Consider the following 14572-nt stretch of genomic DNA (forward strand, 5'->3'; position numbering starts at 1 on the left):
TGATTTTCAAGTCCAATACTCTGCCAATGTATGAAACGCTACACACTTTCTCTCTGCGCCGTGCTTTCCACTGCGGCGATAGCCATCGCTTCCTGCTCTGCCCCCACCGAGGAAGAAAAGGACTCACTGCACTCCCACGACCACGCACATAGCGAGGCCAAGCATGCCCATGAACACGACCATGACCATGACCACGAGCACGGCCATGACCACGCCGGACACTCACACGAAGGCTTTGAAGCCGAAGAGGGAGAAACCGAGGTAGCCCAGCTGCCCACCCGCATCGTTATCTCCCATGCGGATGGTCTAACCGCCTATGACGCCAAAACGGGCAAAGTAATCGGCGAGGACAAGATGAATGCCTTCCTTCGTCTCAGCGATGCCGGCGATAATCGCCACGTCATGGTGACTAAGGGCGATAGCTTCCTCACCTACGACACTGGGCGCATCACCAAGGGCCATGGCGATCACAACCACTACTACACCGCTGAGCCCGCGCTTGGCGACGCCCCCATTAAGGCACCGCATGCCGGCCACGTGGTCCACCACGATGGCTTTACCGCACTATTTTCCGATGGTGATGGCGTGGCAAAGATTTATAAGACCGAAGACATTGGCAAAAAGGACGCCCAGCCAGTCAATACCGTTGACACCGGGGCCGCACACCACGGCGTGGCCGTACCGCTGAAGGATGGCTCGGTGGTCATCACTAAGGGCACCGAGGACGAGCGCCACACCATCCAGCATCTGGATAAGGAGGGCAAAGTTCTTACTGAGACCACCAAATGCCCTGGTGTCCACGGCGAGGCTGCCGCTGGAAACGGCAATATTTTCTTTGGCTGCGAGGACGGCCCGGTGGTCTTTGATGGCAAGGAGTTTCACAAGGTAGACGCCTCTGCTTATGCCGGTGCAGGCGGCTACCAGCGCTCTGGCAATGCCGCCGGTTCGGAAGAATCCGATGTCATCCTGGCCGATAATAAGACCGACAAAGACGCAGAGCTCGAACGCCCTACCTCCGTAACCTTGGTAGATACCAAGGATTTTTCGGCCAAGAAGGTAGACCTCGATGCTTCTTATTGGTTCCGCTCCCTAGCCCGCGGCCCGCTGGGCGAGGCACTTGTGCTGACCACCGACGGCAAACTCAACGTCATCGACCCAGATTCCGGTGAAATCACCAAGCAGATTGATGCCATCTCCCGGTGGAAGGAAAACAAGGAATGGCAGCAACCAGGACCTATCCTTCAGGCTGCCGATGGCTATGCCTTTATCACTGACGCCCAGAAGAAGCAGCTCGTAGTCATTGACCTCCTGCAGGAAAAGGAAGTCAACCGCTTCGACCTCGACATCGAGCCCACCGAAATGACGGTGCTCTAGCTACAGCACCACGGCGCCGCTAGCTGGCCCCTTGGTAGCCACTCCCTTGGTTCCGGGAATCTCCACCGTCACTTGGGACACTACTTCCTGAGCTTCTTCTGCCCCAGCGCAAAGGAAGGCACAGGTCGGACCACTGCCGGAGACAATCCCTGCTAGGGCTCCGGCGGCCACACCGGCCTCCAGGGTCTTGCGCAGGTCTGGGCGCAACGACAGCGCTGCCGGCTGCAAATCGTTATGCAAGTGCTGCGCCACTCGGTGCGGATCGCCCGAGATGAGCGCCTGCGATACCGCCGCGGTGTCCATGTGTGGCTCACCTCCGCGGCCCTTTTCCCGCATCTCATCGAGCTTATGAAAGACCTGCGGGGTAGAAAGCCCACGGTCCGAGGCGATGAGCGCCCAATCGTAGGTACCGCGCGTCATCATCGGGGTCAGCTGCTCGCCGCGCCCCGTGCCGAGCGCGGTGCCTCCCAGCAAGGTGAAGGGAACATCCGAGCCCAATGCCGCGCCCAGCGCGTCTAGGATTGGCTCCCCCACCGAATCGATGCCGTAATAGCCGCCATAGCAGCGCTCGGCCAATCGCAGCGCGGCCGCCGCATCCGCCGAACCACCTGCCATGCCACCGGCGGTAGGAATGGCTTTGTGAATTTCCAGCGCTACCTCCGGCAGCGCCTTCGGCCCATGGGTGCTGTACAGGTACTGCATGATACGGTTTACCGCGGTCCACGCTAGGTTCGTATAGTCTTCTGGCACGCCCTGCGCGTGAGGGCCTGTAACCTTCAGGCCCTGAATGCGTGGCTTATCTACCTCGGGGTTCCCCAAGTCAGTCAGCGTTACTGTGTCATGTAGCTCTAAGGACTGAAAAACACTGGCAAGCTCATGAAACCCATCCTCTCGCGGTTCCTCCACTCCCAGGTGAATATTGACCTTGGAGTGAGCCCGCGCCGTGTAGACGAATGGTTCGTTATCGATGGGGGCGGTCATTAGATTCCTGCCAATCGTACGAAGTCCTCCACGGCGAGCTTTTCGCCGCGTTGCTTCGGATCGATGTCCGCAGCTCGCAATGCTTCCTCGGCGGCTGCTCCCGAACCAAAGTGACCCGACAATGCCGCACGCAGGGTCTTGCGGCGTTGGGCAAAGGCGGCGTCGATAACCGGCCAGACCTTAGCACGCGACTCGTCAGTGACGGGCCAAGGAGCAGAGTCGAAGACGTCAATACGCACCAACCCAGACTCAATATTGGGCGCAGGCCAAAAGACGTTCTTACCAATAGTGCCCGCCTTGGAGACCTTGCCATAAAATCCCGCTTTGACCGAAGGCACGCCGTACACCTTGCTGCCCGGCTGCGCAGCTAGGCGGTCCGCCACCTCTAGCTGGACCATAACCAGCACGCGACGAATGGAAGGGAAAGTCTCCAATAGGTGCAGCAGCACCGGGACGGCGACGTTATACGGCAAGTTGGCTACCAGAGCGGTCGGCTCAGTGACGTCAGCTTCTGTTACCCGCAGTGCATCCTTTTCCACCACCCGAAGGCGCTGGGCATATTCCGGGGCGCGCTCAGCCACGGTATCGGGCAGCTGTGCAGCCAGGCGTGAGTCGATTTCTACCGCGGTAACTTCTTCCACAGCCTCTACCAGGCCGAGGGTTAGCGAGCCCAAGCCCGGCCCCACCTCGAGGACGCGGTCTGCGGGATCCAACTCGGCCGCAGCGACGATGCGCCGAATGGTATTCGGATCATGCAGAAAGTTCTGCCCTAGCTTCTTCGTGGGCGCAATGTTGAGCTTCTCCGCGAGGGCGCGGATCTCTACGGGGCCCAAAAGCGCGGCGCCGGTGGAATCAGTCATGCCTTCTAACTTAGTAGAAGAGATGAAAAAGCCGCACACCACTTAGGTGTGCGGCGATAAAGCGCTTCAGTCTAGCGCAGGCCCAGCTTGGAAGTACATGCCGGCCAAGCGCCCCACCCCTGCGCCGCCTGCACCTTCTGTGCCACGGCAATCTGTTGCTCGCGGGAAGCCTGCCATGCCTCCGGTGCGTACTCGGTGCCACCGAATGCGGCCCAAGTGGATGGAGTGAACTGCAGGCCACCGGAGAAGCCATTGCCGGTATTGATAGCCCAGTTACCGGTAGCCTCGCACTGTGCGATGGAATCCCAGACGGAGCCATCGGCGACAGCCGGAGCAGCAGCACCAGAGTTACCGCCCTCCTCTGGCTTTTCTTCTTCGGCCTTCTTGGTGCCGCGGGCGATGGTGGCAGCCTTAGGCTCTACGGTCACCTTTTCTTTGATGACGTCATTAGATTCCTTGGCGCCGTCCTTCATCACCAGCTTGCGAGTGATAACGCGCTTGCCCTTAACGCCTTCCTCGCGGACCTCTTCGGTGCCCTCTTCCAGCTCCGGGTCATCAACAAAGTTAGGCTCGGCTTCGAACTCTTCCTCAGAGTCATAGGTCGTAGTGGAAACCTGATCCACCTTGATGGACATGCCATCGGTAACCTTGGTGTCCTTGGACGGGAAGACACGATCATCGTCATCAACGTCGATATTGCGCGCCTTAAGAACGTCCTCGACGGTCTTAGCAGCAATCTTGGTATAAGTTACCTTGCCACCATCATTAATCTTGACGATCTTCGGGGAAACGACCTCTAGGTCCATGCCCTCTTCCAGCTGGGCATCCTGGTCCACGTCAGCGTCACCGGACTTGACGGAAGCGCCCTTGGCCACGCCGCTCAAGTTACCCAATAGGTCAGAAACGGTGAGGTCGGTGGTGGACAACTGCTGCTGCACGCCGTCGATAGTCACGGCCACCGGCTTGGCGGTGCGAACGGAGATCTCATCGCCATCGCCCACAGACTCGGACGGTGCCGGGTAGACGATGTCTTCCTCGCTCACCTGAACGCCAGCTGCCTCCAGCGCGCCGTCAACGTCTTTGGCAAAGGTAGCCAGTTCCACCTTGTCGCCGTTAACGTCGACGGTGACATCCTTTTGTGCCGCAACGGCAACGACGCCGCCCACGGCCAAGGTACCCAAGACGCCACCCGTTGCCAGACGCAGTGGCAGCGAGCGGGAGTTATTGATGCGCTTGATTTGATGAGGTGACATGCTGAATGAATCTCCGATAGTGCAGGTTTCAACAATTATTAGAGTTTAGGCCAGCAAGAATTTCCGCGCAGGCAATTGCATTGCTCAGATCTGCTGCTGCCGCACCGTGGGCGGCGCTGCGGATCCCTAAAACCTAAACGAACGATTAATAACAATACGATAACAGCAACATAAAGTCGAGAACCAATCCGCCACATGCCTCACTGAGCACACAACCGCCACACCAAACACCCACGCCACCCCTGGCCAGCGGGTTTTGAAATTGTGAAAACCATCACCCAGGAGTTAGCCCAGGCCGTAGACGCGGTCAAAGGTTTCGTTAACCTCCGCCGCTAGCGCCTGCACCGTCTGGTGGCGTACACGGGCGATGCATTCATATGTGTGCCCGATAAGAGCCGGTTCATTGCGTTGGCCGCGGAAGGGTTCTGGCGTCATATACGGTGCATCAGTTTCCACCAGCAGCTGGCCGGCCGGCGCCTTGGCAGCCGCCCGCCGCAGCTCGGCGTTGCGCTTAAAGGTTACGTTGCCGGCAAAGGACAACACGTAGCCGCGCTCCAAGGCCTCCTCTGCTACCTTCAGCGGCGAGGAGAAGCAGTGCAGCATGACGGTGTGGGGAGCGGGGGCGTCGGCAAGGATGCGCAGCAAGTCCGCATCCGCTTCGCGGTTGTGGATCATCAGCGTCTTGCCATGGCGCACTGCAAGGTCAATATGCCACCGCAGGGATTCCTCTTGCTGGGCCATGGTCGCGGTGGTCTCTGGCTCATGCTGCACCCAGTACGCATCCAGTCCTGTCTCCCCCACCGCGACGCAGCGCGGATCCGCCACCATCTCTTCCAGCGCTGCCTTGGTCGGCGCATCCAACTCATTAGCGCGCACTGGGTGGATGGCACAGGCAGCATAAACATCCGGGAAGGCATGTGCAGTCGCCAGAGCCGCTGCCGATTCGCGGCGGTCATCACCAACCGTCACCATGCGGCTGATACCGGCGGTGCGTGCGCGATTCACCAGCACTTCATCGGTGTCCTTGTGCGAGAAAAGATGCGTGTGCGCATCAATAAGGCCACTGAGGCCCGGTGCCGGAACGGGAGTGGGTCGTCGCTTCTTTTTAGCCATGCACGCAATTGTAATATTGGCTGCCATGTTGATCAGACCCGCCGGCCTTGCGGATGTGCCCGCCATGACCGAAACCCTCAACTGGGCCATCGCACACACCGACGCCATCTTCCGCGCTACCCCGGCCAGCATCGCAGAGCGCGAAGACTACCAACGCGAGCTGTGGGAAAAGGACTGCCCATGTCTCGTCGCGGAGTCCGATTCTGGCGACTACCTGGGGTGGGCGCTCTACCACCCCTACCGCGATCCGCAGGTATGGACAGGCTGTTATGAAACCACCATCTATCTTTCCCCCACCGCTCAGGGCCAAGGCGTAGGCACTGCTTTACTTGGCGCCTTGGTAAAGGCGGCGCGCGCCGATAAAAAGGTTCATTCGCTGCTCGCCCTCATCGTCTCCACCAATGCGGCATCACTTAAGTTGCATGAAAAGTTTGGGTTTGAAAACGTGGGTGTTCTTAAAGAGGTTTGCTACAAGTTCGATCGTTGGCTGAGCCTCACCCACCTACAACTTCTGGTGTAAAGGAATTTCTATGCATATCCGCCCTGCCGAGCTTGCCGACGCCCCCGCGCTCACCGCCATCTACAACGCCGGCTCCGCAGCGAAACCCGCCGCCAACTTGGTCACCTGGCAAGAAGATGTGGCTGACCGTGAAAAGTGGCTCAAGGAGATGTTTGAGGCCGGCTCCCCGGTCTTCGTAGCCGTACACGATGATGAAATCATTGGTTGGGCCGCCTATTTCCAGTTCGTGACCCCTGCCATCTATTACGGCACCGTCGAAGATTCCGTCTACATTGCTCCCTCCGCCCAGGGCAAGGGCGTAGGCTCCGAGCTTCTCGACGCCCTCATGGACTACGCCGCTGATGACAGCTACGTACAGACGATGATCACCTATATCGTCGATACCAACGAAGGCTCTATCGCCTTGCATAAAAAGTTCGGCTTTACCGAGACCGGCCGTATGCCGAATATCCATACCAAAGACGGCGTCCGCCTCGGCCTGGTACACCTCCAGCGCGATTTCCAGCGCTAACCGCCAGGTTTTTCCCCGCCGCTCCGCGCCCCTCAGCACTGGAGCACACAAATAGCCGCGTTATGCCCTTAACTTCCTAAAAATCGGGCGATAACGCGGCTATTTATATGGTGTTACTTGGAGACAGGCGCCCACTCTGGACCGGTTTCACCCAGCTCTGGGTCCAGCTTGGAGACGAGCGGCTTAGGCTTTGTCAAAGCGGTGCCCGGCTCTACTTGGATGCGCTCCCACTTCGCCTGCTGCTGGGTGTAGTCACCCATGATAATCGGATATTCGTGGCCCTCTGGCGGTAAACCAGCGCCCACGAGTTCTACCGGAATATCGTCCTTGACGTCGTGTACCTCCGGCTGGGCGGCCCACACGCCGCTGCGGCCCAAGGTTTCGTGCACCTTCTGCGCGGTAAACGGCAGGTAGGGCGTGAGCATGACATTGCAGTCAGAAACGACTTGGAGGGCGGTCCACAGCACGGTGGCTAGACGCTCGCGCTGAGACTCATCCTTGGCTAGTTTCCATGGCTCCTGGTCTGCAATATAGGCATTGGCCTCGCCGACGACGTGCATGATAGTGGTAATCGCCTGCTTAAATTTGGACTGCTCCAGCAAACCACCGGCAGTGTCGAAGGTCTCCTCCGCCAGCTGCAGGATTTCTTTGTCCTTTTCTTCTAATGCTGCTGGTGCGGGAACCTCTCCGAAGTTCTTAAAGGCCATAGATACGGTGCGGTTGACCAAGTTACCCCAGCCATTTGCCAGCTCATTATTGATACGGCGAACGAACTCATCCCAGGTAAAGTCCGTGTCATTGTTTTCAGGGCCAGCCACGGCAATGAAGTAGCGCAGGGCGTCAGGGCCGAACTCCGCCAAGAAGTCCTTGACATAGATGACAACACCCTTGGACGAGGAGAACTTGGATCCAGACATGGTCAAGTACTCGGAGGAGACGATTTCCGTAGGCAAGTTGAGCTCGCCGTACTTGTGGAGTTCCCCGCCCTTGTTGCCCTTACCGGCATAGCCCAATAGCTCGGCCGGCCAGATCTGGGAGTGGAAGGTGATATTGTCCTTGCCTTGGAAGTAATAGTGGCGGGCGTCTGGGTTCTGCCAAAAGTCCTTCCAGGCCTCGGGCTGACCGGTGCGGTACGCCCATTCGATGGAGGAAGACAGATAGCCGATGACCGCATCGAACCACACGTAGAGTTTCTTGGCGTTATTGTCCTGCCAGCCCTCGACGGGGATAGGAATTCCCCAGTCAATATCGCGCGTCATGGTGCGCGGGCGCATATCTTCAAGCAGGTTCAGGGAAAACTTCAGTACGTTCGGGCGCCAATCTTCGCGGGTAGAAAGCCACTTTTGCAGCTCATCCTTGATGGCTGGCAGATCCAGTAGGAAGTGTTCGGTTTCGATGAATTTCGGGGTCTCACCGTTGATCTTAGATACGGGGTTGATAAGGTCCACGGGGTCGAGCTGATTGCCGCACTCATCGCATTGGTCACCGCGGGCGCCATCCGCACCGCAAATTGGGCAGGTGCCCTCGATATAGCGGTCCGGCAGGGTACGTCCGGTAGACGGCGAAATAGCGCCCTTGGTGGTCTCTTTGAGCATGTAACCGTTGGCATACAGGCCTTTGAACAGCTCCTGCACCACGGAGTAGTGGTTACGGGTGGTGGTGCGAGTAAAGAGATCATAGGACAGGCCAAGGTTGGCCAAGTCAGTAACGATCTGACGGTTATAGCGGTCTGCGAGCTCACGAACGGAAACGCCCTCTTTATCCGCCTGTACCAATAGCGGAGTGCCGTGCTCATCCGTACCCGAGACCATGAGTACGTTGCGGCCACGCATTCGCTGGAAACGTGCAAAGACGTCGGAAGGAACACCAAAACCGGCCACGTGTCCGATGTGGCGCGGGCCGTTGGCGTAGGGCCAAGCAACATTAACTACTACAGACTCAGTCATGGGTTCTACTTTATCGAAGCCGACTCCTATACACACGATTAGGGCAGACATTTCTCCCGCAGGTGAACTGCATTTTCAGCAGAAAGCGCCCACCGCTTCCCTACCACTAAGGAAACAATGGGCGCTTTAGAGCAGCCGCGAAGAAAGCGATTTACTTCCGCTTCATCGGGTGCTTCAGGCGTTCGTTGCGGCGCTTCTTCAGAACCTGCGTGCGCTGGTACTCGCGGTGCAGGCGGCGCTCGCGGGCCATCTTGCGCTGGAACTGCTGTGCCTCGCGGTATTCGAGGTAGATAACATCCTCGCTCAACGCCTTGTAGATGGCGAACATCAGTCCAACCACGATGAACAGGAATGGCAGTGCAGCAACGATGGTGACGTTCTGCAGGTTAGACAGTGCATCCTCATTGGCCAAGAGCAGGGTCAGGCCTACCAAGGCAGTCAATCCACCCCACGCGGCGGAAAGCCACGGCTTAGCAGTAGCGGCACCATTTTGGGACATGGAGCCCATCACCGTGGACGCGGAGTCTGCCGAGGTAACGAAGAAGGTAGCCAACAGGATTGCTGCAACGATGCCGGCAACGAAACCGCCAGGCATGGACTGCAGGAGGTTAAACAGCTCTTCCTCGGCAGATTCGCCGGTGATGGATTCGCCGTTTTGCTCCATGTGGATGGCGGTGCCACCGAAGATAGCGAACCACAGGGTGGATACGCCGGCTGGGATGAGCAGGACGCCCAAGCAGAATTCGCGGACGGAACGGCCGCGGGAAATACGAGCCAGGAACATGCCCACGAACGGGGACCAGGAAACCCACCAAGCCCAGTAGAAGATCGTGTAACCGGAAAGCCACTCAGCGGCGGCGCCGTTTTCGGACTCGGCGGTGCGGCCGATCATCTCGGTGAAGTAGTTGAGGTAGTTACCAATGGAGCCAGGAATCTGGTTCAGGATGGTAACGGTCGGGCCCAAGATGAACACGAAGATCGCCAACACTGCGGCGAGGACCATATTCGCATTGGAGATATACTGAATGCCCTTGCCCACGCCGGACATCGCAGACAGGATGAACGCGAGGGTCAGAACCAACACAATGCCGATAACCACGGAGTTGGTGGGATTATCGATGATTCCGGATGCCTTCAGTCCGGCCTGAATCTGCAGGGCACCCAGGCCCAGGGAGCAGGCGGTGCCGAAGACGGTGGCGAAGATAGACAGGATGTCAATGAGCTTGCCCACTGCACCATTAGCATTACGCTCGCCAATCAGCGGCACGAAAGCCTGGCTCAACAACTGCTTACGGCCGATGCGGAAGGTGGAGTATGCAATGGCCAAGCCAACGATGGCATAGACCGCCCAAGGGTGCAGCGTCCAGTGGAACATTGCATAGGCCATGGAAGATCCAACGTTGCCGGTGCCCTCACCTGGGGTGCCGTCACGGTAGTTAGCTAGCGGCTCGGAGGCACCATAGAACATCAGGCCGATGCCCATACCGGCGGCAAACATCATGGCGATCCATGAGGGCGTGGAAAATTCCGGCTCCTCATTAATGCGGCCCAGCTTGATGGAGCCGAACTTGGAGGCGGCAATGAAGACAACGAACACCACAAAGACGGTGCCGAAGAGAATGTATGCCCAACCAAAGTTGTCGACTACCCAGGTCAGGGCCGAAGCGGAGAAGTTGGCAAAGTTATCCGGGGCAGCCAAACCCCAGACGACGATCGCGGCAACAAGCACGCCGGCGATGCCGACGATGGACCAATCGATTGGCATATTGTCACGATCGGCCGCAATTTCTACCTCAGGATCGTCGTAGCGCTCCGGGTGGAAACCGTCGGAGTGAATCATATCCTGCAGCTGGCCGGTGGCAGATTGTGCGTCCAGCTGTTCGTCTACAGTCTGATAATTCTCAATAGGCTGCTCGCTCGAAGAAGCCGAAGCCGGCTGCGCATGTGCGCCGACCGGTTCCTTTCCTTCTTCTGGCACGCCTGTGCCCATATTTTCCGAGTTTGTCATGAACTATACAGTGGTGCGGAACTACTCAATTATCAAACGAAGCAGTAAGAAACTTCGCTGCTCAGCGCCATTTCCCAGGAATTTTCCACGCTAATTTGAACAGTTTTTACGCTTCATTTCCCCATGTAAATAGCGCTTTAAGCCACCCACACGCCCGAGCACTATAACAATTCAGTTACAAAGTTTGCTTTAGTGAAGCCATCTGCGGGTACCAAAAGTTGTGACTTAATCAGCACGTCGATAGGGGCTAGTCCTTGCGAGCTGCTAAAGCGGCGTCATAAAGCTCGCGGTTGGAAACCTCGGTGTCTTTCGCTACCTGCTTACAAGCATCCTTTAGCCGCATCCCCGCCGCCGCCAATTCCATCGCCTGGGGAACCAAATCTGCGGCGGTAGCGGCCGCGGCGGTTCCGCCCTCGATCACCACAGTGATTTCTCCCCGTGCCCCTTCAGCCGCCCACTCGGCCAACTCTTCCAAACTGCCGCGCCGGACTTCCTCATAGGTTTTAGTAAGCTCCCTGCACACCGCTGCCGGGCGCTGGGCGCCGAGGATATCCGCGGCCTCGGCTAGAGTTTCGGCTACCCGGTGTGGGGATTCAAAAAAGACGATGGCGCGCTTTTCGTTACGCAGTGACTCTAACCAGGCCTTGCGAGGTCCGGGCTTGCGGGGAGGAAAGGCGTCGAAGAGGAAGTGACCCACGCCGAGGCCGGACAGCGCCAAGGCCGTTGGGACGGCAGAAGGGCCAGGAAAACAAGTCACGGGAATATCCCGGTCAGCTGCTGCAGCCACAATAGACAGTCCTGGATCAGAAATGATGGGCATGCCGGCATCCGTAACGACGAGGACGGTGCCGGCTGCGGCGGCGTCGATAAGCTGCTGGGCTCGCTCCTTTTCATTGTGATCAAAATTGGACACCACCCGCCCAGAAATCTCGATGCCCAAAGCTTGCGCCAAGTTCCGCACGCGCCGCGTATCCTCGGCCGCAATGACGTCCGCATGCCGCAAGGCATGCATTAAACGCGCGGAGGCATCTCCCACGTTTCCCAGCGGCGTGGCGGCGAGGATGACCCCGCGCGGTAATGGATCCAGACCTGAAACAGACATATCTCTAGCATTCCATACTCTCTAATGCGCGGGCGCGGTGCCTTGTCGCCTAGACTCAACCAAGTGACTATTGCTACCGCTGCCCCATCGCGCACCACGCACGACACTGTGGCCCCGCCAGCGCCCCGCACCTATCAGTGGGGCAAGGCTGACTGGATAAGCACTAGCGTCGTTGGCGTACTCGCGCTCATTACCCGCTTTGCCGGATTGACCGCGCCCGTATCAAAGGGCACTCCTGTCTTTGATGAAAAGCACTACGTTCCGCAAGCCTGGGACATGGTGCGAAGCTGGGATAACCTCTTCATCGGAGGTATAGAATCCAACCCCGGTTATGGCCTGGTGGTTCACCCACCGCTGGGCAAGCAGATTGTGGCGCTGTCCGAATGGGTCGCTGGCTATTCCCCACTGGGCTGGCGTTTTATGACTGCCCTCTTCGGCGCAGCCACCGTGCTCTTGACGATGTCCCTGGCCCGCCGTGTCTCTTTATCCTGGCAGGTAGCAACCCTGGCTGGCCTCATCGCCGTCTTTGATGGTGTGCTTTTGGTCTCTTCCAAGTTCGGCATGTTGGACATTTTCCAGGTCTTCTTTGTTGTCTCGGCCGCCTGGGCACTTGCTCGCGATCATAATCAGATGCGCGAGCGCCTCCACAGCGCTTTCCTTAAAAATCGTTTGGGCTCCTCCGCCTTCGGACCACGCTTTGGATTCCGCTGGTGGCGACTCCTCGCGGGCGTCTGTCTTGGCCTTTCCCTGGGGGTGAAGTGGTCCGGCCTGTACTTCATCATGTTCTTTGGCCTCATGTCCGTCTTTAGCGATCTTGCCCTGCGCAAGCGCTATGGCGTACGCCGCTACATAGTGGGCACCCTCGTGCGCGATACTCCTGCTGCCCTAGCCTCCCTCGTACTGGTGCCGGTGCTGCTCTACGCCTGGACCTGGCGAGCGTGGTTTTCCTCCGAAACCGCCGTGTACCGCCACGCCAAAGTAGATGGAACGATCGAGGATGGATCGTGGCTGATGCACCTGCCTGAATCCCTGGCAGGCTGGTTCTACTACCATTCCTCTGTCCTAGAATTCCACGCCAGCCTGACTTCCTCCGGTGGCCACCACCACCCGTGGGATTCTAAGCCTTGGGCGTGGCTGGTAGCCGCCCGCCCCATCTTGTACTACTCCTCCACCGACCTGCAATGCGGTGATGGCAGCAACGAGTGCCGCAAGATGCTCTACCTTTTTGGCACGCCGGCTATCTGGTGGCTGGTCATCCCGGCCGTCCTGTGGGGACTGTGGTCACTTATCATTCGTCGCAATCGCAGCTTCCTCATCCCCTTGGTGGGCTTTGGGGCAGGTTTCTTGCCCTGGCTTGCAGCCTTTGACCGCCAGATGTACTTCTTTTATGCCACTGCGTTTATCCCCTTTGTCATCGTGCTCATTGCCTTAGCACTCGGCCAGCTCATCGGCCATGGCAGGCCAGTGCAGTGGGGATGGCTCAAGAGTTTGGCAGGCGGCCCTGTACGCTGGGGAACAATCGCCGCCGTGTTCTACCTAGCCCTGGTAGTGGCGATGTTCTTCTATTTCTCTCCCATTTTGTACGGCTACAAGATTCCAGATTCTTGGTACCACTCCATGATGTGGCTGCCTAGCTGGACCTAGCCGCACGAAAGCGGGGCTTATTGAGGTTGTGCGTTGAGGGACTTCCACCAGGCGCGCACCAAGTAGCCCTTTTCTGCCGCCCAAGCCCACGCCAAGCTGAAGGTCGCCAGCGCGGTAGCGATAAGAAAATATACCTGTTCGATGGTTACGGTGCCCAGCGCAATATCGCGCATGCCGAACCCGAAGAGGAAAGCAAACATCGTGGCCGAGACCGGGAGCAGGCCGGTAAGCGCTGCGGGGCGCCAGGCACTAAAAAATAGGCCACAGGCCATGCCAAAGCGTACGGCTGCGCCTTCCATCAACAGGTTGGCTCGTTCCGGATCCGCCGTGGGATCTAAAACCTTTCCTTCCTCACCCAACGGTACGAGCCCGGAGGAATGGACGATGAGCGCTACTGCCCAGAGTGCAAAGATGGCGCCCATGAGCACCATGGCGGCACGCGCAACCGTCAGGTTGGCCTGGCGAGCGCTCGAGGTGCGCCGCCATTCCGGCTCCACACCGGCCAAAATGACTTCGGAGAGATCCGTTGGCGGCGCCATACCGGATTCCGCAGGCTCCACAAAACGCAATGATCGCGAAAGCGCGGCCGCCTTATCGCGAAAGGCGCGGCATTCGGCGCAGCTTTCCAAGTGTGCATCGATTACGTCCTCTGCCAGATCTGAGTGCTCACCGTCCAGCTGCGCAGAAATCGCCGCTTGGACTTGGCTATGCGTCAACATTGCTGAGCACCCCGTCCATGCTGGCTCGACCGGAGCCAAAAATCACGATCATCAATAAGGACATCAGCAATACCAGTGGGTATTCGATTCCGCCTTCGGCAGCAAAAAGACCATGTCCCAAATGCACAAAGTACAGTGCGCACCCCATCAGCAGGGCAAGCGCGCCGGCCACAAAAGTGGTGAGCAAACCGACGACGAGGAAGGCGCCCCCAACCATCTCCCCGATGGCGGCGATATAGCCGGAAAGCTGTGGCTGCGGCACCCCAAGGGCGGAAAATTGCCCCACGGTTTCGTCCATGCCGGTCATAAACATCTTGTCCACGCCGTGTGCGATAAAGATTAATCCGAGGACCGCTCGAAAAATAAGCAAAGCGGCATCGCGTACGGCAGGTCTATTCATGCTGAACAGATTACCCTGAACCCCTCACCCGATGCGAAGGCAATGGCCTACGCCCATACTGCTGGGAATTTCGCCCTTTGCCGGGGAAGGAACGGCATATAGTCACGCGGACTGTTTCAATGGGAACCAGGCAGAAAGATT

The 14572-nt window shown here is 58.3% G+C and carries 13 protein-coding genes; 4 read left to right on the forward strand and 9 right to left on the reverse strand.

Translation table 11 applies throughout. The features are described 5' to 3' along the window. The first annotated feature begins 30 nt into the window (after positions 1 to 30). Positions 31 to 1374, forward strand: a complete 1344-nt coding sequence (locus I6I12_RS08840; RefSeq protein WP_200287925.1) for a hypothetical protein — start codon at positions 31 to 33, stop codon at positions 1372 to 1374. Here the strand turns inward: I6I12_RS08840 and I6I12_RS08845 are convergent, their stop codons facing one another. The 4 genes from I6I12_RS08845 to I6I12_RS08860 form a co-directional block, all read right to left on the reverse strand. After that, positions 1375 to 2355: a 4-(cytidine 5'-diphospho)-2-C-methyl-D-erythritol kinase gene (locus tag I6I12_RS08845; protein ID WP_200287928.1), complete on the reverse strand. Its 981-nt coding sequence runs from the start codon at positions 2353 to 2355 to the stop codon at positions 1375 to 1377. It lies immediately after the preceding gene. Next, on the reverse strand, positions 2355 to 3215 hold the full coding sequence (rsmA, locus tag I6I12_RS08850) for a 16S rRNA (adenine(1518)-N(6)/adenine(1519)-N(6))-dimethyltransferase RsmA (protein WP_200287930.1): 861 nt from the start codon (positions 3213 to 3215) through the stop codon (positions 2355 to 2357). Before rsmA ends, I6I12_RS08845 begins: the two co-directional genes overlap by 1 nt. Before the next feature lie 71 nt (positions 3216 to 3286). Further along, positions 3287 to 4468, reverse strand: coding sequence for a resuscitation-promoting factor (locus I6I12_RS08855; protein WP_023021955.1), 1182 nt, complete (start codon positions 4466 to 4468; stop codon positions 3287 to 3289). Positions 4469 to 4753: 285 nt separating this feature from the next. Further along, positions 4754 to 5581 (reverse strand): TatD family hydrolase, encoded by an 828-nt coding sequence (locus I6I12_RS08860; protein WP_232212582.1) that lies wholly within the window; start codon positions 5579 to 5581, stop codon positions 4754 to 4756. A 25-nt stretch (positions 5582 to 5606) separates the two neighbouring features. On the opposite strand from I6I12_RS08860, the gene I6I12_RS08865 reads away from it, so the two are divergent. Next, positions 5607 to 6101, forward strand: coding sequence for a GNAT family N-acetyltransferase (locus I6I12_RS08865; RefSeq protein ID WP_200287933.1), 495 nt, complete (start codon positions 5607 to 5609; stop codon positions 6099 to 6101). Positions 6102 to 6111: 10 nt separating this feature from the next. Further along, on the forward strand, positions 6112 to 6612 hold the full coding sequence (locus I6I12_RS08870) for a GNAT family N-acetyltransferase (RefSeq protein ID WP_023021958.1): 501 nt from the start codon (positions 6112 to 6114) through the stop codon (positions 6610 to 6612). A 113-nt stretch (positions 6613 to 6725) separates the two neighbouring features. Here I6I12_RS08870 and metG read toward each other — a convergent pair whose 3' ends face one another. The 3 genes from metG to rsmI form a co-directional block, all read right to left on the reverse strand. After that, positions 6726 to 8558 (reverse strand): methionine--tRNA ligase, encoded by a 1833-nt coding sequence (gene metG / locus I6I12_RS08875; protein ID WP_200287935.1) that lies wholly within the window; start codon positions 8556 to 8558, stop codon positions 6726 to 6728. 151 nt (positions 8559 to 8709) lie between these two features. Continuing rightward, positions 8710 to 10566 (reverse strand): BCCT family transporter, encoded by a 1857-nt coding sequence (locus tag I6I12_RS08880; protein ID WP_023021960.1) that lies wholly within the window; start codon positions 10564 to 10566, stop codon positions 8710 to 8712. Positions 10567 to 10813: 247 nt separating this feature from the next. Beyond that, complete coding sequence (gene rsmI, locus I6I12_RS08885; RefSeq protein WP_200287936.1) at positions 10814 to 11668, reverse strand: 16S rRNA (cytidine(1402)-2'-O)-methyltransferase; 855 nt, start codon at positions 11666 to 11668, stop codon at positions 10814 to 10816. A gap of 24 nt (positions 11669 to 11692) precedes the next feature. Here rsmI and pmt point away from each other — a divergent pair, with 24 nt between their 5' ends. Next, positions 11693 to 13312 (forward strand): protein O-mannosyltransferase, encoded by a 1620-nt coding sequence (pmt, locus tag I6I12_RS08890; RefSeq protein WP_023021962.1) that lies wholly within the window; start codon positions 11693 to 11695, stop codon positions 13310 to 13312. Positions 13313 to 13329: 17 nt separating this feature from the next. Here pmt and I6I12_RS08895 read toward each other — a convergent pair whose 3' ends face one another. Together I6I12_RS08895 and I6I12_RS08900 are read right to left on the reverse strand one after the other, a co-directional pair. Continuing rightward, a complete protein-coding gene (locus tag I6I12_RS08895) occupies positions 13330 to 14031 on the reverse strand; it encodes a zf-HC2 domain-containing protein (RefSeq protein ID WP_023021963.1) in 702 nt (233 codons plus the stop codon). After that, positions 14018 to 14431: a DoxX family protein gene (locus I6I12_RS08900; RefSeq protein WP_023021964.1), complete on the reverse strand. Its 414-nt coding sequence runs from the start codon at positions 14429 to 14431 to the stop codon at positions 14018 to 14020. Before I6I12_RS08900 ends, I6I12_RS08895 begins: the two co-directional genes overlap by 14 nt. Positions 14432 to 14572 lie beyond the last annotated feature (141 nt).

Source organism: Corynebacterium kefirresidentii (genome assembly GCF_016599755.1).
Taxonomy (GTDB): Bacteria; Actinomycetota; Actinomycetes; order Mycobacteriales; family Mycobacteriaceae; genus Corynebacterium; species Corynebacterium kefirresidentii.

Excerpts from the sequence above, each read along its gene's own strand:
- rsmA (WP_200287930.1), bottom strand. The coding sequence starts at position 3,215 with ATGACTGATTCCACCGGCGCCGCGCTTTTGGGCCCCGTAGAGATCCGC.
- rsmI (WP_200287936.1), bottom strand. The coding sequence starts at position 11,668 with ATGTCTGTTTCAGGTCTGGATCCATTACCGCGCGGGGTCATCCTCGCC.
- I6I12_RS08900 (WP_023021964.1), bottom strand. The coding sequence starts at position 14,431 with ATGAATAGACCTGCCGTACGCGATGCCGCTTTGCTTATTTTTCGAGCG.
- I6I12_RS08840 (WP_200287925.1), top strand. The coding sequence starts at position 31 with ATGAAACGCTACACACTTTCTCTCTGCGCCGTGCTTTCCACTGCGGCG.
- metG (WP_200287935.1), bottom strand. The coding sequence starts at position 8,558 with ATGACTGAGTCTGTAGTAGTTAATGTTGCTTGGCCCTACGCCAACGGC.
- I6I12_RS08895 (WP_023021963.1), bottom strand. The coding sequence starts at position 14,031 with ATGTTGACGCATAGCCAAGTCCAAGCGGCGATTTCTGCGCAGCTGGAC.
- I6I12_RS08860 (WP_232212582.1), bottom strand. The coding sequence starts at position 5,581 with ATGGCTAAAAAGAAGCGACGACCCACTCCCGTTCCGGCACCGGGCCTC.
- I6I12_RS08880 (WP_023021960.1), bottom strand. The coding sequence starts at position 10,566 with ATGACAAACTCGGAAAATATGGGCACAGGCGTGCCAGAAGAAGGAAAG.
- I6I12_RS08865 (WP_200287933.1), top strand. The coding sequence starts at position 5,607 with ATGTTGATCAGACCCGCCGGCCTTGCGGATGTGCCCGCCATGACCGAA.
- I6I12_RS08845 (WP_200287928.1), bottom strand. The coding sequence starts at position 2,355 with ATGACCGCCCCCATCGATAACGAACCATTCGTCTACACGGCGCGGGCT.
- pmt (WP_023021962.1), top strand. The coding sequence starts at position 11,693 with ATGCGCGGGCGCGGTGCCTTGTCGCCTAGACTCAACCAAGTGACTATT.
- I6I12_RS08870 (WP_023021958.1), top strand. The coding sequence starts at position 6,112 with ATGCATATCCGCCCTGCCGAGCTTGCCGACGCCCCCGCGCTCACCGCC.
- I6I12_RS08855 (WP_023021955.1), bottom strand. The coding sequence starts at position 4,468 with ATGTCACCTCATCAAATCAAGCGCATCAATAACTCCCGCTCGCTGCCA.